Source organism: Staphylococcus pasteuri (assembly GCF_003970495.1).
Classification (GTDB): domain Bacteria; phylum Bacillota; class Bacilli; order Staphylococcales; family Staphylococcaceae; genus Staphylococcus; species Staphylococcus pasteuri.
In genome coordinates, this window is the sequence record NZ_RXWW01000061.1 from 114,997 (window position 1) to 136,796 (window position 21,800).

Genomic DNA, 21,800 nt, shown 5'->3' on the forward strand with positions numbered 1-21,800 from the left:
CTTATTTCGATATATCGTTTATGATACTGATATATCGAAATAGAGAAAGGTGATTAATATGTTTAATAGAAATGAAAATAGAATGAACGGTCATATGAGAAGATTTGAAGGATTTGGTATGAATGGAGGACCTGGTAGAGGACCAGGACAGTTTGGTGGCTTTAGACAAATGAATGGCAAAGATAGATTTTTTAAAAAAGGAAATCTTCAATATGTCATTTTACAAATGTTACAAGAAGAACCAAGACACGGGTATCAAATTATTAAAGATTTAGAAGGAAGATTCAATGGATTCTATGCACCTAGCCCAGGTTCAGTATATCCAATATTACAAATGTTAGAAGATAGAGATTTTGTATCTATTCATAAAGAAGGAAATAAAAAAGTATATTCTATTACTGATGAAGGTACTCAATTTTTAGAAGAAAATCCTGAAAATGAAGACTTTAAGAAACGAATGGAACAATTTAAAAATGCTGATTTTGAAGGAATGAAAGCAGCACGTAAACAACTACATGAAGTGTTTAAATTATTTAGTGAAGCATCACAACAAGCAATGAATGATAACGAGAAAAAAGAAAAATTTGATGCGATTATTAAAGAAACTAAAGAAAAATTAGAACAACTAACTAAATAATAGATAAGAATAAAAAAAGACACGTGATTTAATCACGTGTCTTTTCTATATTAATATATTAGTTTTTATTAACTGAAGCATCATAGATTGAATCTACTGCGTCACCTAATGCTTTATCGAATTCTTCTTGTGATTGACTAGCTCTTAAGTCACTAGCTAATGCACGAGAGAAGCTTGCGATAAGATCTTCGTTGTCTTTTAATAATTTATTAGCTTCATCTCTGCTGTAACCGCCTGATAATACTACAACACGTACAACATTTGGATGTTGAGCTAATTCTTTATATAAGTTAGGTTGAGTTGGGATAGTTAATTTAAGCATAACTAATTGATCGCTGTCTAAATTGTCTAAACCTTTTTTAAGTTCATCTTTTAAGACATTTTCAATTTCTGCTTTATCTTTAGCGTTGATATTTACTTCAGGTTCAATAATTGGAACTAAACCTTTAGCGATAATTTTTTTAGCGAATTCAAATTGTTGTTCAACAACATCTTTGATACCTTGTTCATTTAATTCTAAAATGTTTGAACGCATTTTAGTACCGAAAATATGACGTTCATTAGCACGATCTAAAGTGTCGTCTAAATCGTCAATTGGTTTCATTAATTGAACACCGTTTTGTTCTTCAGCTAAACCTTTATCTACTTTTAAGAAAGGAACAACACCTTTATCAGCTAAATAGTCTCCAGTATATTTACCTTCAACTTCACGATCCATAGTTTGTTCGAAAAGAATCGCACCTAAAATTTTATCAGCTGAGAATGATGGTGAAGTTACAACGCGTGTACGCATATCATGAACAAGTTTGAACATTTCATCATCATTGCTATATTCATCTTCATTAATACCATATTCTTTTAAAGCTTTAGGTGTACTACCACCACTTTGGTCTAATGCTGCAATAAAGCCTTTACCGTTCTTCATTTTTTCTAATTGTTCTTTATTCATACTTTCCACTCCTTAACTTAACTTTCATCTACAGTATGATAAAAATTAATCTGATTCTCAAGCGATTCAACTTATAAATTTCAAGAAAATTACACTATAATAGTATAAAGTCAAAAAATCGACTTATAATAATGTTCGTAAAGGTGGTGGGGATGATGTGTAGAAGAATAATAATCATTGGTAGTCCAGGAACTGGTAAATCAACTTTAAGCAATCTACTTAGCCATCAAATGAATTTACCACTTTATCATTTAGATGACATATTTTGGAAAAATTCAATTTCAACTATAAGCCAACAACAATTTATTAGTAAAATTCAGAAAATAATAATGTTAAATAAATGGATTATTGATGGAAACTATACAGATACTTTAGAAATGAGAGTGTGTAAGGCTGATACAATAATTTGGTTACAAGAAACACGATTAAAGTGTATGTTGAGAGCAGTTAAAAGATATATCAAACACGTTGTAACCAATAAAAATGTCGGTGCGAATCCTAAAACAATGAGTATAGAATTTCTAAAGTACATATGGGACTTTCCTAAAGAAAATCACGAAAAAATAAAAGCGATTAAACGTCAATATCCAGAGAAATTATGGATTATTAAATAACCAACAATTATTTCCGATAATTTATGTATGTAAAATACAAATTAAATGATGCAATGTGCTAATATATAATTAAGAAAAGTTTTCTTTAATTTAATATATTGTTTAAAAACATAAAATGGTTAAGAAATCTTTTTTAATAAACATAAGGGGTTTAGGGATGAATCATAAAAAATTATGGGTGACATTAGCAGCAAGTTCAATAATTATCGCAGGTTGTAGTAATGGTAGCAATAATGGCAACAATGATAATAAAGATACTAATAAATCAGAACAAACAGCAAACCAAAAGAATAAAGTAGCATACCCTAAAGATGGTATTAAAGGTATTTATGTTACGAGTAATTCAACACAAGGTGAGAAAATAGATCAATTGATTAAATATGTAAAAGATGCAAAATTAAATGCAATGGTTATCGATGTTAAAGATGACGAAGGTAATGTCACTATGAAATTTAATACAGGTAATAAATTGATAGATAAAAATACGATGGATATTGCAGAAGCAAAACCATTATTGAAAAAATTGAAAGATAATGATATTTATCCCATTGCTCGTATAGTCACATTTAAAGATACTAAATTAGCTAAAGAACACCCAGAGTGGTCATTTAAAGAAAAGGACGGCTCAGTTTGGCAAAATGGCAAAGGAGAAAGTTTTGTTAACCCATTTGTCAAAGATGTTTGGAAATATAATGTAAACATTTCAAAAGCAGCCGCAAAAGCCGGATTCCAAGATATTCAATATGATTATGTTAGATTCCCTGAAGGTTTTGAAAATGAAGCAGATCAATTAGATTATGATAAAGGCGATTATAAAAACAGTAAATTAAGTAAAGGTGACCAACGTGTAGATACGGTCACAAATTACTTAGAATATGCACATAAAGAATTAAAACCGTATAAAGTTAAAATATCTGCAGATGTTTTTGGTTATTCTGCACTAGTAAAAAATGCGCCAGGAATTGGACAAAGTTTCCCTAAAATCTCTAAAAATGTTGACGCTATTTCTTCAATGATTTATCCGTCCCATTGGAGTCCAGGCGATTTCGGATTAGAAGCGCCAGATACAGAACCATATAAAACAGTAAATAGATATATTCAAAAGGAAAATAGTATTTTAGATGAATTAGGTAAGAAAAAGCCAATTTCAAGACCTTGGATTCAAGACTTTACTGCTTCTTATTTAGGAGAGGGAAATTATAAAGAATATGATGCACAAGCATTATCTGATCAAGTCCAAGCTTTAAAAGACAATGGTGTGAATGAATTCTTATTATGGAATGCAGGTAATGACTATACTGAAGGCGCTAACTTTAATCCTAAAAAAGGTGAAAACCAAGATAAAGATTATCAAAAGGATAAACAAAATAAGTAGAAATTAAAAACACCTCTTGTGGCCAATTAACCACAAGAGGTATTTTACAATCAATAATATTGAATTAGAATAACATTTGATCGCTACCGAACGTATCATTTAATGCTTGTTGAGCTAATACGTTTAAATAGTTCCAAGGACGGTCATAATCTGGTTGGAAGAAGAAGTCTTGTACTGCTAATTGTTCTAAAGTATAACCAGCAGAGATTGCAATAGAAATAGTATTAATTGCTTCTGTGACGTCTTCTTTAGACATTAATTGAGCACCTAGAATTCTATGACTATCTTCATCAAATATCACTTTCATGTGAATGTCTGTTTCATCTTGCATGAATTTAGGTCTAATAAGTTCTTTGACATATTTTTCACCTAAATTACCATCATAGCTGTCTTTTTCAGTTCCATGAACACCAGTTTGACCAAATTTATAATCAAATAATTGTAACCCTGAAGTACCAGAGACACGTGGCATTTCTACGTCATGACCTAACATATTTTTAGCAGCAGTCACACCTTGACGTCTTGAATTAGTAGCTAATGCAATATAACGGTCTTCTTCAATAGGTGCAAATGGTACTAATGTAGCATCGCCACCAGCATAAACATCTTTAGCTGAAGTTTCTTGTTTATGATTAATTTCGATAATACCTTTATTACCTAGTTTAATTTTGCCGTCTAACCATTCAGTAGCGGGTGCAACACCTACAGCTATTAATACTGTATCCGCTTCATATTCATTTTTATCAGTTACTACTTTATTTACATTACCTTCATTGTCGCCTTCTAAAGCTTTTACTGATTCGCCGCCAATAAATTCTAAGTTATGTTCTTTACTATTTTGTTCTAAAATATCAGTGAACTCAGAATCTAAATAGGTATTTAAAATACGTTCAGCAACATCGATAACTTTTGTTTCAATACCTGCTTTAGCAAATGCCTCTGCTGCTTCAATACCGATATAGCCGCCACCAACTACAACAGCTTTTTTAGCATTAGGCATGCGTTTTTTAATTTGATCTGCCCATTCGCGACCACGCATAAATAGTACGTTGTTATATTTATCTATACCATCAAAAGGTGGTGCAACGGCTTTACCACCGGGACTTAAGAATAATTTATCATAAGATACTTCTGAACTATTGCCATCTTTTTCAACTGTAACTGTTTTATTATCTGTATCTAAATCCGTTACAGTACTATTAACATGAATATTAACACCTTGGTCTTTGTATGATTGTTCGTTTGCATAGTGTAAAGAATCTAAAGAAGGTGATACATCTTCTAAATAGCTTTGAATACCACAAGAAAGGAATGAAGGTTTGTCACCACTTTCGAATACTTCTATTTCTGCATTTTTATCTTCTTTTAAAATAGTTTGAATAACTTCGTAACCTGCATGGGATGTACCTACAATTACATATTTCATTATTACATTACCTCCTAATGTATTTATATATATAAGCGTTTATATATTGAATTTGTCTACAGATAATATATACCACGACATAGTTTTTTTATTCAGGTTGTTCTAAAATAGTAGGCATTTTTCAAAAATTCGTCACTATTTAAATGAGAAATTATATAAAAAATAGAGAGTTATCATTTTAAAAACGATAACTCTCTACATATATATATTGAATTTATGAGGTTTTTCTTAATTGTCTTTGGCTAATAAGTATTGTACCTGCAACAAGTGACAGACCAGCTAATGCTTCATTAGGTAGTATATCTTTTTGGCCAGATTCAGGTAGTTCATCTGATTTTACATGACCAACATAGTAAGCATTTAACTCTTTTGTACTGTCTACAGATGTATTTTCTTGTTTAGCATCTTCTTTTTCGTTATAGGATTTTGAACTAATACCTTGTGCAGTATAATTATCTTTTGAATTTAAAGTACTATATTCTCCAAAGTTACCACTTTTATATTCAACTTCACCATTTTTATATACTTTATATGTTCCAACGCCAACACCAGATTTATTGTTTATACCAATGATGAAATATTGTCCTTTATCTTTAACTTGATTAAAGTTTTGCAAGTCGGGATTACCACCACTATTTGTCATAGCCTGTTTTGCCACTTGGACGGCATTGTTTGTTGTGACTTCCTCAGCTTTAGCTTCACTAGCAAATGATGTTGAAAAGAGAACAGCAGTTGCTAAAACAGTTGTTACTAGTATAGAGCGTTTCTTCATAATGAAAACCCCATTTCCAATTAGTGAATGATTTAATATTTCTTACATCAATAGTGTACCACCCATTTTTTATAAATAAGCTAATTTAAAGTAATCAACACTTAAACTTTAAGTTATGTTAAAGAACTTAATAATTCATACAGATGGGACTACAACGATTTAAATTGATGTTGAAAACAATACTATTGTTAAAGTTATGTAAATTACAACTATTGTGTAAATGGATATATGTTTTTGAAATAATGTAGTTTATAATAAAATTATAATGTAATGTATATACAAAAATAACAAAGGGGATTGTTTAATGAAAAAGGTAGCAGGGGCTTTATTAACAGCATCTTTACTTTTAGCAGGGTGCAGTTTTGGAAATAATGACAATGACAAAGGAAGTTCTAAAGTATCTGATGACTCAACTAGTGAGAGTAATAGTAACAGTGATAATAAATCGAATAACAATCAATCTTCACAATCTAGTAGTAGTTCAAATAATTCATCTTCAAATCATTCAAAAAAACAACAAGAAGATACAAACTCTGAAGAATATTATGCTAAAGTTTGGTTAACTGCGCTAGATAGTTATAGAGGTTCTAAAGAAAGCCAATTTGAAGATTTAGAAATCCAACATGGAGATGTGTCAAATGGGCTCGTTAATCCATACATGCCTAAAAATTCTGCTCGTTTACCAGAAGGTACTCAAGTATTATTACCGAGTGTTAATGCAGCAGGTCAGGTTGTATATAAAAATAACAATGATGGCACAATCACACTTTATAATGTTCCATCACATTTCCAAGGAAAAGAATGGGTTACACCTAGTTATTCCGATAGAGAAACACAAAGAATTATAGATGAAGCGAAAACAGTTAAATTATATGATGCGAGTCAATCCGAAATTGATAAAATGTTAAAATACATGTCATCTGAAGAAGTTAAAGGTTTTGGAGAACCTATTGATGAAAATCAAGATTTTAGTGAATCAGACGATTCTGATGATAGTGATAGTTCTTCAGATTCTGAAGACACAACTGTAACGCGTGATAACGTGATAGATAAAGTTGAAGATTATGAAGGTCACAAATTAGATACTGACACATACACATATAAAGAACCAGAAAAGAATAGTGATGGAGAGTGGGGCTTCTCATTCACTGATAAAGACGGTGACCTAGCAGGATCATATATTGTTGACGAAGATGGTAATGTTACTAAATATGATGAAAATGGTGACGAAGAATAGAAAAAGTTAAATAAGCTAAAAAAGGTCGATGCATGAATTTGCGTCGACCTTTTTGCTTTATCTATATTTATTGTTCCTACTAATGAAACTGATACTGATATACATTAATAAAGTGAAAATAATATGTGCAATCATCCACCACATGTATTCTAACCAACTAAATGTGAAAAATGATCTTTGAGCAATACTAATAAGTAAAGGGTACATAATTACAAATATAATCATTAATGGTAGATAAGCTAAATGATAAAAATGTTTAGAAATATAATACAAAATCACAAAAACAATATAAATGCTAATACCAATAAATAGGTGAATAATTATCTCCATCCAAGTTGGTACATTTTGAGGATTAGTTAAAAAATCTATATTAAGTAACAATTGAGTTAAGTGCGTATGTTGTAAAAATAAGTCTATAACGACATTACTTATTAATAAGATAAAGGAAATGATTATAGCACTTAAAAAATGGTATAAAATTTTTAAAATAAATAACACATCCTAACAGTTATTTGATAGTAATGATTTCCCTATTTACTACTATTTATACACAAATATTTCAGTATAAATAGTAGTTATGATTATTTTTAGTTAGAATTTTCGGAAAATATTTACAAATCTGAAAAATATTAGTATATTGAGTACTATCATCAAATCGAAATCATTTTATAACTGAGGAATAATGAATATTATTTTATCTAATTAATTAACAGTAATGAAGTGAAGTTCAATCATGGAAGGATGATTTGATTATGAGTAAAGCGCACGACTTAATAAAAGAAGATGAGCAATATTTTGCTAAATCTGGAAGAATCAAATATTATCCTTTAGCCATTGATCATGGCTATGGTGCAACATTAGTTGATGTTGATGGCAAAGAATACATTGATTTATTAGCTAGTGCAAGTTCACAAAATGTAGGGCATGCACCAAAAAAAGTAACAGATGCAATTAAAAAACAAGTCGACAAATTCGTACATTACACACCTGCTTATATGTATCATGAACCATTGATTTGTTTGTCTAAAAAATTATGTGATATTACACCAGGTGACTACGAAAAAAGAGTGACATTCGGTTTAACAGGATCAGATGCTAATGATGGCATTATCAAATTTGCCCGAGCATATACTGGTCGACCATATATTATTAGTTTTACTAATGCCTATCATGGCTCAACGTTTGGGGCTTTATCCATGTCAGCGATTAGTTTGAATATGAGAAAAAGTTATGGACCGTTATTGAATGGTTTTTACCATATTCCATTTCCTGATAATTATAGAGGTTTATTTGAACAACCCGCTTCAAATACTGTAGATGAATATTTAGCACCACTTCGAGAAATGTTTGATAAGTATGTCCCAGCTGAAGAAGTCGCTTGTATTGTTTTAGAAACGATTCAAGGCGATGGAGGTTTATTAGAGCCAGTGCCAGGTTATTTCAAAGCTTTAGAAAGTATTTGTAGAGAACATGGCATACTCATTGCTGTAGATGATATTCAACAGGGATTAGGTCGCACAGGTACATGGAGTTCAGTTGAACACTTTGATTTTACACCTGATTTAATTACATTTGGCAAATCATTAGCTGGTGGATTACCTATGTCAGCTATTGTTGGCCGTAAGGAAATTATGGAGACACTAGAAGCTCCGGCTCATTTATTTACTACGGGTGCTAATCCTGTTAGTTGCGAAGCGGCATTGGCGACGCTTGAAATGATAGAGGAAGAACATTTACTTGAAGCAAGCACTGAAAAGGGTAAATATGTGCGTCAAACAATGGATCGATGGGTAAAAGATTACGACTGTATCGGAGATGTAAGAGGTATAGGATTATCAATAGGTATTGATGTCGTATCTAATTCTATAGAAAAGACACGTGATCCAGAAGCTGCATTAAAGATTTGTAACTATTGCTTTGATAAAGGCATAGTTATTATCGCAGTTGCAGGTAACGTATTAAGGTTCCAACCTCCATTGGTTATCACATATGAACAGTTAGATTATGCTTTAACTACAATTGAAAATGCGATAAAAGCATTAAATAATGGAGAATTAAATCAATATGAAATAGAGGGCCAAGGTTGGTAATCTATAGTAAAAATATCTAAAAAAAGAGAGTTCCACAAAGTGAATTAAACTTCGTGGAACTCTTTTTTAATTTTTAAGATTTTTTAGGTGAGTGATATGCATCGTCACGGTCTTTTTTAGAATGTCTCATTCCATAAAATAGATAAATGACTATACCAATAATAAACCAAATCAATGTATATAATTTAGCTTCAAAACTTAATCCCCAGAATACTAATAGAACAAGGATAAAAGTAACTGCTGGTAATACTGGATACAATGGTAACTTAAATGATGGAACAGGTAAGTCTTTACCTTCACGTTTTCTAAGTTGATACATTGCTAACGAAACAAACATAAATGCTATTAATGTTCCAGCTGAAATTAATTGTGCTAAGAAAGCAAATGGGAACATTGATCCAATAATAACGGCGACGATTGTTAAAATAACTAAGGATCTATTTGGTAAATGTTTGTTGTTAAGTTTTCCTAACCAAGCAGGTAACAAACCATCACGTCCAAATGAATATAGCAATCTTGAACCTGCTAACATCATTCCAATTAAAGCAGTAAACATACCAATAACTGAGATAGCTTGTACTATAGCTGCAATAATACCATGACCACTTTCACGTAATGCCCAACCTACAGGCTCAGCATTATCAGCGTACTGACTGTAATGGAACATACCTACTAATACTAATGCTACCGCTACAAATAATACGACAGCAATGACTAAAGAACCTAAAATACCTCTAGGCATTGTTTTAGAAGGGTTAACCGCTTCTGCAGAGTTAGCAGCGATTGAATCAAATCCAATATATGCTAAGAAAATCATAGATACGCCAGCATAAATACCTTGCCAACCACCGAAATCACCTGCATCAGTTACTTTATGTTCAGGAATAAATGGAACATAATTGCTAAAGTTAAGGGCAGTTAAACCTACAATTACAAATAATATGATAGCTAATACTTTTAAAATTACTAAAATATTTTCCATACGAGCAGCTTCACTCATACCTCTTGATAAAAGTAATGCAGTTAAAATAATAACAATGGCAGAGACAATATCAATGACACCGCCATTACTACCTAATGGATTCGATAATGCTTTAGGTAATTCTATACCAAGAGGCTTAATTAGACCCCTTAAATTGGCCGAGAAACCAGATGCAACGAATGCAACGGCAATGAAGTATTCTGCTAATAAGGCCCATCCTGCAACCCAACCAAAGAATTCACCAAATAAGACATTGATCCATGAATAAGCAGAACCAGCAAAGGGCATTGTAGAGGCCATTTCTGCATATGTAAATGCAACTAATCCGGCTACAATAGCTGCTAATAAAAATGATAGAGCTACTGCTGGACCTGCATGTTCCGCAGCTACTACCCCAGGTAATGTAAATATTGATGTGGAAACGATAGTACCCACACCTAATGCAAGAAAATCACGAACACGTAAAGTTCTTTTTAAATGACCATCTTTACTTTGATAGATGGAAGGATCTTCTTTTTGTGTTAAACGTTTAAAAAAACTAGACATACTAAACCTCCGTAAATAAATGAGTTATATTTAACTGTCATTTTAATAATTTATATAATAGCATAAATCGTTTATATTTTGTCTAAAAATTCTGAAAAATTAAAACTTTCCGTTTTAATTGGAGGATATTGTTGACAAAATATTCAAATATAAAAGGATAAACTTGATTATAACAGAAAATAACCCTATAAAAAGTATTTTTTTAATAAATGTGAACTATATTTTAGCTTTTTACAATTTATTCTTTACAATAGAGTTATATTGAACTTATCAATAAAATAAAGATTATCACGTTTTAATATTTTAAAAGTAAAAAATAGAGGCGATAAATGTGGCTTTAGAAAAATTTATTAGAGAGAACATATATCAAAGTAAAGAAATTGCCGTACTTCTTACCTTTGTAGGCGGATATATTGATGCATATACCTTCTTAACTAGAGGAGGCACACTTGCAGCCGGACAAACAGGAAACATTATATTTCTTGCTTCAGAGTTATCACATAGTGATTTAAATGGAGGAATGTTAAAAATTTCGTCAGTCATTTCATTTATGGTTGGTGTCATGTTCGTCTCTTTAATCCATCATCAAATGGCAACACGATATTGGAGATTAGTATCTTTAGTGCCTATCACATTAAGTTGTATTATTGTCGGGTTTTTACCTACTTCTGTTTCAAATTTATATATTCTCCCTCCACTAGCATTTGGTATGGCAATGCTTACAACATCTTTTAGTAAAATTGAGGGTGAAGGATATAATAATACCTTCTCTACAGGAAACATTAAGAATGGTGTCATTGCATTGAGTGAGTATATGTTAAATAGGGATAAGGCTCAATTGAGAAAGGCTCAACTTTACATTAGAATAGTATTAAGCTTTATTATTGGTGCCATTGTCTCAGCAGAAGTTCAACTATTTTTAGGAACTTATGCCATATTAGTTGCGGCAACAATATTGATAGTCATTTTTATATTTTACAGTTCATTAATTTATAGAAGAGAACATACAGCTGAATAACTACTAAACTTTAATTTAAGAGGTAAAAGCTATGGAAATAAAACAAATCAAATACTTTGTTGAAACAGTCAGACGTGGTGGTATGACACAAGCATCAGAACATCTATATATCGCACAGTCAACGATAAGTAAAGCAATCAAAAGTATAGAAAATGAATACGATATAACATTATTCGATCGTTCTCAAAAGCAAATCAAACTGACAGATATTGGTCAGACATTTTATGATAACAGTTTAGAATTTTTAGCGTTATTTGAAAAACTATCATTAGAGATGAATGATGTCATGAATGTGCAAAAAGGACATATTAGAATAGCCTTGTCACCAATGATGAATGTTCAATTATTTACTGATAGTTTGAATCAATTTCACCAGTTATATCCGAAAGTGACTTATGAAGTCATGGAAGGTGGAGGTAAAATAGTTGAGAACCTCACAGAAACAGATGAAGTAGATATTGGAATTACGACGTTACCTGTCGATGCATCATTATTTCATTCAGTTCCACTATATAATGAAGAGTTATTGTTAGTGGTTAGTAAAAATCATTCACTAGCGCAACAAGAAAAAGTCGATTTAGCTGAACTTAAAGAGGAAGAATTTGTATTGTTCCATGATGATTATTATCTTAAAGATCAAATTATTGAAAACTGTAAGCGATTAGGATTTTATCCTAAGACTGTAGCTAATATATCTCAAATTAGTTTTATAGCGAATATGATTAGTCAAGGTATCGGAATTAGCGTGGTACCAGAGAGTTTAGTTCGTTTAATGGGAGATAATGTAAAAGCACTACAATTAGAAAATGCAGATTTATCATGGCATCTAGGTTTAATTTGGAGAAGAGATGCATATCTTAATTTTGTAACACGTGAATGGATTCAATTTATAAAAGACTTAAGAACGAAATAGACATTTAATTTAATATCAGAACAGTAAAAAATACTTTAATGGACATGTACATTGAAGTATTTTTTCTATTACTTTTTTCTATATCAAACCTATTCCTTTTTGGAATGTTATTAATCGAAATTATGTATTTTATTAATACTTCACAAACTACTATAATTAAGTGCGTAGGGAACTTAAAACCAACAAATTAGTGACGTTAACATCATTTGAACCCTTGTATGTTTACACACAAATATTAATAAAGTATATTTAAAATGAAAGTGGATTATATGTAATTAAATATATGTATGAGGCGATAACATATGCTTTGTATTCAGTCTCATCAAAAATGAAGGAGTTTTTCGATATGAAAAAATTTGGTAAAAAAGTTGTTTTAGTTGGAGATGGCTCAGTAGGATCTAGTTATGCATTTGCAATGGTAACTCAAGGTGTTGCAGATGAATTCGTAATTATCGATATTGCTAAAGATAAAGTTAATGCTGACGTTCAAGACTTAAACCACGGCGCACTTCATAGTGATTCACCAGTTGTCGTTAAAGCTGGAGAATATAGTGATTGTAATGATGCAGATTTAGTTGTAATTACAGCTGGAGCACCACAAAAACCAGGTGAAACACGTTTACAATTAGTAGAGAAAAACACAAAAATCATGAAAGATATTGTAACTAGTATTATGGATAGTGGTTTTGATGGTTACTTCTTAATCGCTGCAAATCCAGTAGATATCTTAACTCGTTATGTTAAAGAGTTAACTGGATTACCAGCTGAACGCGTTATCGGTTCAGGTACAGTATTAGACTCTTCAAGACTTAGATATTTAATTAGTAAAGAATTGAATGTAGCACCTGCAAGTGTCCACGCTTCAATTATTGGTGAACACGGTGATTCTGAATTAGCTGTATGGTCAAAAGCCAACATTGCTGGTATTTCAGTTTATGACACACTTAAAGAACAAACTGGTAGCGAAGCTAAAGCACAAGAAATTTATGAACAAACAAGAGATGCTGCTTATGAAATCATTCAAGCTAAAGGTTCAACTTATTATGGTATTGCACTAGCATTATTAAGAATTTCAAAAGCATTATTAAATAATGAAAACAATGTATTAACTGTATCTTCACAATTGAATGGTGAATATGGATTTAATGGTGTATATGTTGGTGTACCAACTTTAATCAATGAAAATGGTGCAAGCAAGGTTTATGAAACACCTTTAAGCGATCATGAAAAAGAATTATTCAAACAATCTGTTGAAGCATTAGAAACAACTTATGATTCAGTGAAACATCTTTTAGATTAATCTATCAGAATATACTTTAAATATTTTATCAAGTAATGGGGAATCATTTTCACACTGATGTTATCGTCACGATAAAATAAATATGTGAAAAATGGAAGGAAATGAATAGCATGGCAGACAAACAATATACTGCAGCCGATATGGTAATTGATACTTTTAAAAATAATGGTATTGAGTACGTATTTGGTATTCCAGGTGCAAAAATTGATTATTTATTCAATGCATTGGAAGACGACGGACCAGAACTTATTGTAACGCGTCACGAGCAAAACGCGGCAATGATGGCACAAGGTATAGGACGATTAACTGGTAAACCAGGTGTCGCACTTGTTACAAGTGGTCCAGGAGTGAGTAACTTGACTACTGGATTATTAACAGCAACATCTGAAGGAGATCCCGTATTAGCATTAGGAGGACAAGTTAAACGTAATGACTTACTTCGTTTAACACATCAAAGTATCGACAATGCTGCTTTATTAAAATATTCAACAAAATATAGTGAAGAAGTTCAAGATCCTGAATCTTTATCAGAAGTTATGACAAACGCAATGAGAACAGCGACATCAGGTAAAAATGGTGCAAGCTTTATTAGTATTCCGCAAGATGTCATTTCAGCACCAGTTCAATCTAAAGCAATCGCACATTGTGAAAAACCTAGTCTAGGTATTCCAAGTGAACAAGATATTAATGATGTGATTGAAAAGATTAAAAATGCTGAATTCCCTGTTTTACTTGCTGGTATGAGAAGTTCAAGTGCTAACGAAACGAACGCAATTCGTAAATTAGTTGAAAAAACCAATTTACCAGTTGTAGAAACGTTCCAAGGTGCTGGCGTGATTAGTCGTGAATTAGAAAATCATTTCTTTGGTCGTGTAGGATTGTTCCGTAACCAAGTTGGTGATGAATTACTTCGTAAAAGTGATTTAGTAGTTACAATAGGTTATGATCCAATTGAATATGAAGCAAGTAACTGGAATAAAGAATTAGATACTAAAATTATCAATATAGATGAAATTCCAGCAGAAATTACTAATTATATGCAACCAATGAAAGAATTAATTGGTAATATTGCAGGAACAATTGAAATCATTTCTAACAAAGTTGATGAACCATTTATTAATCAACAACATTTAGATGAATTAGAAAAATTAAGAGCGCATATTATTGAAGAAACTGGTATTAAAGCAACACATGAAGACGGTGTGTTACATCCAATCGAAATTATCGAATCAATGCAAAAAATGCTGACTGATGATACAACTGTGACAGTGGACGTAGGTAGTCACTATATATGGATGGCTCGTAAGTTCAGAAGCTATAATCCAAGACATTTACTATTCAGTAATGGTATGCAAACATTAGGTGTTGCTTTACCTTGGGCTATTTCAGCTGCACTTGTAAGACCAAATACACAAGTTGTTTCAGTTGCTGGAGATGGTGGTTTCTTATTCTCAGCACAAGATTTAGAAACAGCCGTGCGTAAAAATTTAAATATCATTCAATTAATTTGGAATGATGGTAAATATAATATGGTCGAATTCCAAGAAGAAATGAAATATGAACGTTCATCAGGTGTAGATTTTGGTTCAGTTGACTATGTAAAATATGCCGAAGCATTTGGTGCTAAAGGAATACGTGTCACTAACCAAGAAGAACTAGAAGCAGCTATCAAAGAAGGATATGACACTGATGGTCCAGTATTGATTGATATTCCAGTTAACTATAAAGATAACATGAAGCTTTCTACAAACATGTTACCTGACGCATTTAACTAATAAAGATGAACACGAATTAGGAGTGAAATTGTTTATGACTAATGTCTTATACCAACACGGTACATTAGGAACATTGATGGCAGGATTACTAAAAGGGACTGCATCAATTAATGAACTATTAGAACATGGTGATTTAGGAATAGCAACACTTACTGGTTCTAATGGGGAAGTAATATTTATTGATGGTAAAGCTTATCATGCTAATGAACATAAAGAATTTGTTGAATTAAAAGGCGATGAATTAACACCTTATGCTACAGTAGCAAAATTCACAGCAGATACGACTTATCAAACTAAAGATAAATCATCTGAAGCGGTCTTTAATGAAGTGAAAGAAAAAATGCTTAGTGAAAATTTATTCTCAGCAGTAAAAATTTCTGGAGTTTTCAAAAAAATGCATGTACGTATGATGCCAGGTCAAGAACCACCGTATACTCGTTTAATTGATTCAGCACGTAGACAACCTGAACAAACTGAAACGAATATCAAAGGTTCTGTAGTTGGTTTCTTTACACCAGAATTATTCCATGGTGTAGGTTCAGCAGGTTTCCATGTTCATTTTGCTAACGATGATCGTAACTTTGGTGGTCACGTATTAGACTTTGAAGTCGAAGACGTTAAAGTTGAAATACAAAACTTCGAAACATTTGAACAACATTTCCCATCATATGATGAAACATTTACAAATGCTGATATTGATTATAAAGATATTGCAGATGAAATAAGAGAAGCTGAATAATTATAGTAAAACTGAGGCGTGATAGATCACGTCTCAGTTTTTTGTTTGTCTATAAAAATAAATTATTGTGAACTTGAATTTTGAATAATACGTTGTTGATAGCTAGATAAAAATGAATAAATAGTATCTAAATAAGGCGTATGTAATTGATGTTGTCGTGCCTTATTGTATATATAGCCCTGTATTGCTTCCATTTCTAAAGGCCGATCAGACATGATATCGTAATACATACTTGTTCCCATTTGATCAGGATAACCTTCATATATTGTCATAATAGAGTTTAGCGTGCTTTCATCAAAAGTGATTCCCTCAGCATTTGCTACTGTAATACCCTCTGAAATAATTTCTCTACAAATATGTTTAATATGAGCTGAATGCAAAATTTTAGCTGTATCACGACCTACTGCTGTTATTGAATTAATTCCTAAATTGACTAATAGTTTATACCATATTTTTTGTTCAATATTATCTTCAAGTATTATTTCAATTTTAGTTTTGTTAGTTAACTTTTGTAATTGTCGTGTTCTTGGTGTATTTTTCAAATGAAGACAATAGTCTCTATAATGCACGATATTATTATTGTTTTTCTGACCACTAATATAGACTACAGCTTGATATGCATGTTCATAAGGAATTTTCTCTAGATATCCATATCCGTTTTGAGCAAGGATAATTAATGTATTTTCATGTATGATTGAAGATAATTTTGAAAGTACAGAATCTAGTTGGTATGTTTTAACGGCAATGAATAGTACATCAAGAGGTTGAATTATATTCTGATAAGGTGTAACAGACATTGTGATTGCTTCTTTTTCATTTTCTGGGAAATAATGTAATTCTTGTCTTTTTTTACCAATTAATAAAGTGTCAGGATATTTCTTTTGTAATTCAATAGCTATAGTCGTTCCAACAGCTCCAGGACCAATAACACCAATTGTCATAATATTTATGCTTTCCTTTCTTAATTAGATTCATTATACTATTGCTAATAATATAGGAAATTGAGGATGAATTGAATTGAAAACTTTAGCTCAGTTAATTGAAATGAAACAAACAGGTAACAAAATTTCAATGGTTACTGCTTATGATTTTCCTAGTGCAAAACAAGCACAAGAAGCAAATATAGATATGATACTAGTGGGAGATTCCTTAGGGATGACTGTGTTAGGTTACGAAAGTACAGTTCAAGTTACAATAGATGATATGATACACCACGCAAAAGCCGTACGTCGTGGAGCGCCAGACACGTTTGTAGTCGTAGATATGCCAATTGGTACGGTTGGTATCAGTGATGAGTTGGATTTACAACATGCTTTAGATTTATACCAACAAACGAACGCAAATGCGATTAAAGCGGAAGGTGCACATTTAGCAACGTTTATAAAAAAAGCGACTAGAATGGGTATTCCCGTTGTAGCTCATTTAGGTTTAACACCACAAAGTGTAGGCGTAACAGGATACAAATTACAAGGTAGTACTAAAGAAGCAGCTTTACAATTAATTGAAGATGCTCGCCTTATGGAAGAATCGGGTGCAGTTGCATTAGTTCTTGAAGCAATACCAAGTGATCTTGCCCAAGTAATTAGTGAAAAATTGTCGATTCCAGTCATAGGTATCGGTGCAGGAAAAGACACTGATGGGCAAGTATTGGTTTATCATGACATGCTCAACTATGGTGTTGAACGTCATGCAAAATTTGTTAAGCAATATAGTGACTTTTCAATTGGTATTAATGGTTTAAAACAGTACAATGAAGAAGTTAAATCAGGCGCATTTCCCACTGAAACACACACGTATAAGAAAAAAATTATGAGTGAGGTAAATAACAATGACTAAAGTGATAACAACGGTAAGTGAAATGCAAAATATTGCTAAAGAATATAAGACACACGGACAAACGATAGGTTTTGTACCTACTATGGGTGCTTTACACGAAGGTCATTTGAAAATGATGGAATTATCATCAGAATTTAATGATGTAACTGTAGTGAGTATTTTTGTTAATCCGCTACAATTTGGACCTAATGAAGATTTTGATGCATATCCTCGCCAAATTGATAAAGATGTTGAAATGATAGAACAAATTGATGTCGATTATGTGTTTTATCCAAGTGTAGAAGAAATGTATCCTGATGAACTAGGTGTAACACTTAAAATTGGTAAATTAGCACATGTACTTGAAGGTGCACAACGTCCGGGACATTTCGAAGGTGTTGTAACTGTAGTTAATAAATTGTTTAATATTGTAAGTCCAGATTATGCTTACTTTGGTAAAAAGGATGCGCAACAACTGGCAATCGTAGAAAAAATGGTCAAAGATTTTAATCAGCCAATTGAAATTATAGGTGTGGATATTGTTCGAGAAAAAGATGGATTAGCAAAAAGTTCAAGAAATGTTTACTTAACAGTAGAGGAAAGACAAGAAGCGGTTCATTTAAGTAAGAGTTTGAAATTAGCACGTGAATTATATAATAATGGAGAACGCAATAGTTCGGTTATTATAGATGAAATTACTCAATATTTACTTGATTACACAAGTGGTCAAGTAGATGAAGTGGCTATCTATAGTTATCCAGAGTTAGAAGAACAAACTAAAATTGAAGGTCAAATCTTTATTTCATTAGCTGTTAAATTTTCAAAAGCACGTTTGATAGATAATATAATAATTGGAGCTGAATAAGTTGATAAGAACAATGATGAATTCTAAAATTCATAGAGCAAGGGTGACAGAAGCTAACTTAAACTATGTTGGAAGTATCACGATTGACTCAGATATTTTAGAAGCGGTTGATATATTACCAAATGAAAAGGTTGCAATCGTAAATAATAATAACGGTGCGCGCTTTGAAACTTATGTCATTGCTGGTGAAAGAGGTACTGGTAAGATTTGCTTGAATGGTGCTGCAGCTCGCTTAGTTGAAATAGATGATGTAGTTATAATTATGACTTATGCTCAATTAAATGAAGAAGAAATTAAGCATCATGCACCAAAAGTAGCTGTATTGAATGAACATAATGACATCATTGAAATGATACATGAAAAAGAAAACACAATTGTTTTATAACAGTGATAATTAAATATATAAATGCAAGTCCTAACAAATTAGTATAATTTATTGTTAGGGCTTTTTAAATATTAATAAATAAAATAAAAATAATATAGAATAGGGTGTTGAAATGTAATATAATCTATCTAAATAGTTATAGTGGAGGAATTAAAATTTCATGAAATGTCTTAATTGTGGTCAGAATCATCAACCAGAAGATCGATTTTGTGTTCAATGTGGTGCAGAAATAATTAAACCAGATGAAGCGACACAAAACGTTCTAACAGCATCTACAATGACAGAGAACCAACAACTTCAAAGTACTTCAAAGCAATCTCAGAAAGAAGATGATGATAATAATGAGCGTCAATTATATAAAAAGACGACATCAGTTCATCAAACAACGAGAAAGCGATCTACACTTGAAGAAAATGACTCATTTGTTGAAGAAATAACAGATGATAATATGTCATCGATGGAATATTTCTTTAAAGATTTACAAATTGAAGGTAAAAAATTCTTCACCCATGTATTTAAATCTGTGGATGATATTTTTGAGAATCAAGTCACATTTAATTATCGTTTTTTATTATCATTAGTATGTATAGGAACGTTATTGAGTACTTTACTAATAATCATTTTATCTTCAGATTTATTTTTATTTATGGCAAGTAGCTCACCTTTAAAGATAACTTTCTATATATTGATGATAATGTTAGGTAGTACAACTTTATCAATTGGCGTGTTGTATAGTGTTTTGAAAATAAGTTTAAATACGAAAGTCCAACTTCACAAGGTCGTGTCTGATTTCATTGTCGTTAATACGTTTTCAGTTATAACATTATTAATAGGATTGATATTAGCTATACTAGGCGTAACAAAATTAGCTATCATTATCTTAGTTGTTGCTTGTGTTATGTTATATATCATTTCACCGTCATATATTTTGGCTAAATATAGTGTTATGTATAGTACAAAAATCGCAAGCATATATAGTATCATTATCTATCAATTGGTAATGACAATTTTAGTTTATTTATTAGGTCATATGATTATAGAACAATTAATCAACGATTATCTTATGAAATTATGGGATAGTGGTTTTAATGGCATACTGTAAACAATGCAAGAAACCTATGTATATTAATAATGATTACTGCACAAGATGTTATCATTCTATGTTAGCTACAAAAAAATATACAGAAAGATATTCGCATCAAATTCATGCTTCTCATGCGTCTAAAAGGTATCGATTTCGCAAACCTAAAAAACCATTGTCACTTATAATACTGGTACTTTGTTTGATGACGATCATATTAATTAGTATTTTATCTTTCTATAGATTAGAAAACGCACTAGATAAAAAGGTTCAATTATTTTCAGATGCAATCGATCATAAAAATACGGACCAATTGATTGAATTAGTAATATCCAATAATCAACAATTAACAAATGAAGAAGCTAAGGCATATGTATCTTTGATCAATTCATTTGGTGGTAATAAAAAATTCTTACATCAATTAACATCGGCAGCATATCATTTAAAACAAAATAAAGGTAAAACACAAGATGTTGAATTAGAAGGAGTGACAATCTTAACGATACATCAACAGATTCATTTATTCGGTTTGTTTAAAAACTTTCAATTTGAAATACCACGATTTAACTTTACATTAGATGCTAAAGATAATGGTAAATTGACATATCGTTTAAATAACAAAAAGTATAATGTTCGTTTAGTAAAAGGTCATATCGTTAGTTTAAATGCTGTACCTTTAGGTGAATATAAATTAGACGCAACTAAAAAAATCGGAAATCGTACATATGACGGCAATATTATTTTTAGTTTGAAAAAATATGGTACTTTAGCTAAAGAAGATTTTAGTGAAAAACGATTTAAAGTAACAACTAAAAATAGTTATATGTTTAATAAAATGGATTTAGTTATTAATGATAAAAATGTTGGTAGATTAAAAGACTATATTACTTATGGACCTTTTAGTGGAGAAGATGACTTGCTTGTTTATGGTGTAGGTTATGTAGGGAACCAAGCATTTAAATCAAATGAAGTGAATGTACCATCTATTAATAGTGATGAAAGTCCTGTTAATGTTGTTCTTACATTTAATGAAGCAGAAGTATTTAGTCAATCTGATCATCAACTAAATAAGAAAATACATAAAAATAAATAATAACAATTAAGAACCTGGGACATATCTTTTAGAAAAATGGCTAGTAAATGAGTTTATCAAAACTCGTTTACTAGCTTTTTTATTTACAATATATCGTATTTTTGTGTGACTTTAAATTAAAAAATAAAACGCTTTTTATATTAGTAATAATTGTATCACCAATTACTTACTATCTATTAAAAAATATT

21 protein-coding genes are annotated in these 21,800 nt (G+C 31.2%); 15 read left to right on the plus strand and 6 right to left on the minus strand.

The features are described 5' to 3' along the window. The first annotated feature begins 58 nt into the window (after window positions 1-58). Window positions 59-637, plus strand: a complete 579-nt coding sequence (locus CD121_RS08730) for a PadR family transcriptional regulator (protein ID WP_126567959.1) — start codon at window positions 59-61, stop codon at window positions 635-637. Window positions 638-695: 58 nt separating this feature from the next. Here CD121_RS08730 and CD121_RS08735 read toward each other — a convergent pair whose 3' ends face one another. Further along, window positions 696-1,586 carry a fructose bisphosphate aldolase gene (locus CD121_RS08735; protein ID WP_017636636.1) on the minus strand — a complete coding sequence of 297 codons (891 nt, stop codon included), beginning with the start codon at window positions 1,584-1,586 and terminating at the stop codon, window positions 696-698. A 155-nt stretch (window positions 1,587-1,741) separates the two neighbouring features. Here CD121_RS08735 and CD121_RS08740 point away from each other — a divergent pair, with 155 nt between their 5' ends. Beyond that, complete coding sequence (locus tag CD121_RS08740) at window positions 1,742-2,200, plus strand: P-loop NTPase family protein (RefSeq protein WP_126567961.1); 459 nt, start codon at window positions 1,742-1,744, stop codon at window positions 2,198-2,200. Window positions 2,201-2,357: 157 nt separating this feature from the next. Continuing rightward, a complete protein-coding gene (locus CD121_RS08745; RefSeq protein ID WP_119622898.1) occupies window positions 2,358-3,575 on the plus strand; it encodes a putative glycoside hydrolase in 1,218 nt (405 codons plus the stop codon). A gap of 64 nt (window positions 3,576-3,639) precedes the next feature. On the opposite strand, the gene CD121_RS08750 is transcribed toward CD121_RS08745, so the two are convergent. Continuing rightward, on the minus strand, window positions 3,640-5,001 hold the full coding sequence (locus CD121_RS08750; protein WP_029055944.1) for an FAD-dependent oxidoreductase: 1,362 nt from the start codon (window positions 4,999-5,001) through the stop codon (window positions 3,640-3,642). A gap of 214 nt (window positions 5,002-5,215) precedes the next feature. Then, the gene (locus CD121_RS08755) at window positions 5,216-5,773 is read right to left on the minus strand and encodes a hypothetical protein (protein WP_017636632.1); all 558 of its coding nucleotides are present in this window, start codon (window positions 5,771-5,773) and stop codon (window positions 5,216-5,218) included. Between the two features lie 304 nt (window positions 5,774-6,077). Between CD121_RS08755 and CD121_RS08760 the strand changes: the two genes are divergently transcribed. Next, on the plus strand, window positions 6,078-7,010 hold the full coding sequence (locus CD121_RS08760; protein ID WP_126567964.1) for a YdeJ family lipoprotein: 933 nt from the start codon (window positions 6,078-6,080) through the stop codon (window positions 7,008-7,010). A gap of 57 nt (window positions 7,011-7,067) precedes the next feature. On the opposite strand, the gene CD121_RS12425 is transcribed toward CD121_RS08760, so the two are convergent. Next, complete coding sequence (locus tag CD121_RS12425) at window positions 7,068-7,499, minus strand: hypothetical protein (protein WP_072291833.1); 432 nt, start codon at window positions 7,497-7,499, stop codon at window positions 7,068-7,070. A 263-nt stretch (window positions 7,500-7,762) separates the two neighbouring features. On the opposite strand from CD121_RS12425, the gene CD121_RS08770 reads away from it, so the two are divergent. Beyond that, entirely contained in the window at window positions 7,763-9,100 is a 1,338-nt protein-coding gene (locus CD121_RS08770) for an aspartate aminotransferase family protein (protein WP_126567966.1), read from the plus strand. A gap of 73 nt (window positions 9,101-9,173) precedes the next feature. Here the strand turns inward: CD121_RS08770 and CD121_RS08775 are convergent, their stop codons facing one another. Further along, the gene (locus CD121_RS08775) at window positions 9,174-10,628 is read right to left on the minus strand and encodes an APC family permease (protein WP_119622588.1); all 1,455 of its coding nucleotides are present in this window, start codon (window positions 10,626-10,628) and stop codon (window positions 9,174-9,176) included. Between the two features lie 331 nt (window positions 10,629-10,959). Here CD121_RS08775 and CD121_RS08780 point away from each other — a divergent pair, with 331 nt between their 5' ends. The 5 genes from CD121_RS08780 to budA all read left to right on the plus strand — a co-directional run bounded on the left by CD121_RS08780 (window position 10,960) and on the right by budA (window position 16,373). Then, a complete protein-coding gene (locus tag CD121_RS08780; protein WP_017636628.1) occupies window positions 10,960-11,646 on the plus strand; it encodes a YoaK family protein in 687 nt (228 codons plus the stop codon). 31 nt (window positions 11,647-11,677) lie between these two features. Then, window positions 11,678-12,559 (plus strand): cidABC operon transcriptional activator CidR, encoded by an 882-nt coding sequence (gene cidR, locus CD121_RS08785; protein WP_029055949.1) that lies wholly within the window; start codon window positions 11,678-11,680, stop codon window positions 12,557-12,559. 346 nt (window positions 12,560-12,905) lie between these two features. Then, window positions 12,906-13,859 (plus strand): L-lactate dehydrogenase, encoded by a 954-nt coding sequence (locus tag CD121_RS08790; RefSeq protein WP_017636626.1) that lies wholly within the window; start codon window positions 12,906-12,908, stop codon window positions 13,857-13,859. A 110-nt stretch (window positions 13,860-13,969) separates the two neighbouring features. Then, window positions 13,970-15,634, plus strand: coding sequence for an acetolactate synthase AlsS (gene alsS, locus CD121_RS08795; RefSeq protein WP_017636625.1), 1,665 nt, complete (start codon window positions 13,970-13,972; stop codon window positions 15,632-15,634). A 34-nt stretch (window positions 15,635-15,668) separates the two neighbouring features. After that, the gene (gene budA / locus CD121_RS08800) at window positions 15,669-16,373 is read left to right on the plus strand and encodes an acetolactate decarboxylase (protein WP_017636624.1); all 705 of its coding nucleotides are present in this window, start codon (window positions 15,669-15,671) and stop codon (window positions 16,371-16,373) included. Window positions 16,374-16,435: 62 nt separating this feature from the next. Here budA and CD121_RS08805 read toward each other — a convergent pair whose 3' ends face one another. Further along, window positions 16,436-17,314: an oxidoreductase gene (locus CD121_RS08805; protein WP_119622591.1), complete on the minus strand. Its 879-nt coding sequence runs from the start codon at window positions 17,312-17,314 to the stop codon at window positions 16,436-16,438. A 76-nt stretch (window positions 17,315-17,390) separates the two neighbouring features. Here CD121_RS08805 and panB point away from each other — a divergent pair, with 76 nt between their 5' ends. From panB to CD121_RS08830, 5 genes are all read left to right on the plus strand, one after another. Then, a complete protein-coding gene (gene panB / locus CD121_RS08810) occupies window positions 17,391-18,209 on the plus strand; it encodes a 3-methyl-2-oxobutanoate hydroxymethyltransferase (protein WP_119622592.1) in 819 nt (272 codons plus the stop codon). After that, on the plus strand, window positions 18,202-19,053 hold the full coding sequence (gene panC, locus CD121_RS08815; protein ID WP_017636621.1) for a pantoate--beta-alanine ligase: 852 nt from the start codon (window positions 18,202-18,204) through the stop codon (window positions 19,051-19,053). The genes panB and panC overlap by 8 nt, the downstream gene beginning before the upstream one ends. A 1-nt stretch (window position 19,054) precedes the next feature. After that, window positions 19,055-19,438 carry an aspartate 1-decarboxylase gene (gene panD, locus CD121_RS08820; RefSeq protein WP_070453069.1) on the plus strand — a complete coding sequence of 128 codons (384 nt, stop codon included), beginning with the start codon at window positions 19,055-19,057 and terminating at the stop codon, window positions 19,436-19,438. A gap of 160 nt (window positions 19,439-19,598) precedes the next feature. After that, the gene (locus CD121_RS08825) at window positions 19,599-20,540 is read left to right on the plus strand and encodes a zinc ribbon domain-containing protein (RefSeq protein WP_119622593.1); all 942 of its coding nucleotides are present in this window, start codon (window positions 19,599-19,601) and stop codon (window positions 20,538-20,540) included. A gap of 184 nt (window positions 20,541-20,724) precedes the next feature. Then, window positions 20,725-21,612 carry a TcaA second domain-containing protein gene (locus tag CD121_RS08830; RefSeq protein WP_046466972.1) on the plus strand — a complete coding sequence of 296 codons (888 nt, stop codon included), beginning with the start codon at window positions 20,725-20,727 and terminating at the stop codon, window positions 21,610-21,612. The last annotated feature ends 188 nt before the right edge of the window (window positions 21,613-21,800 follow it).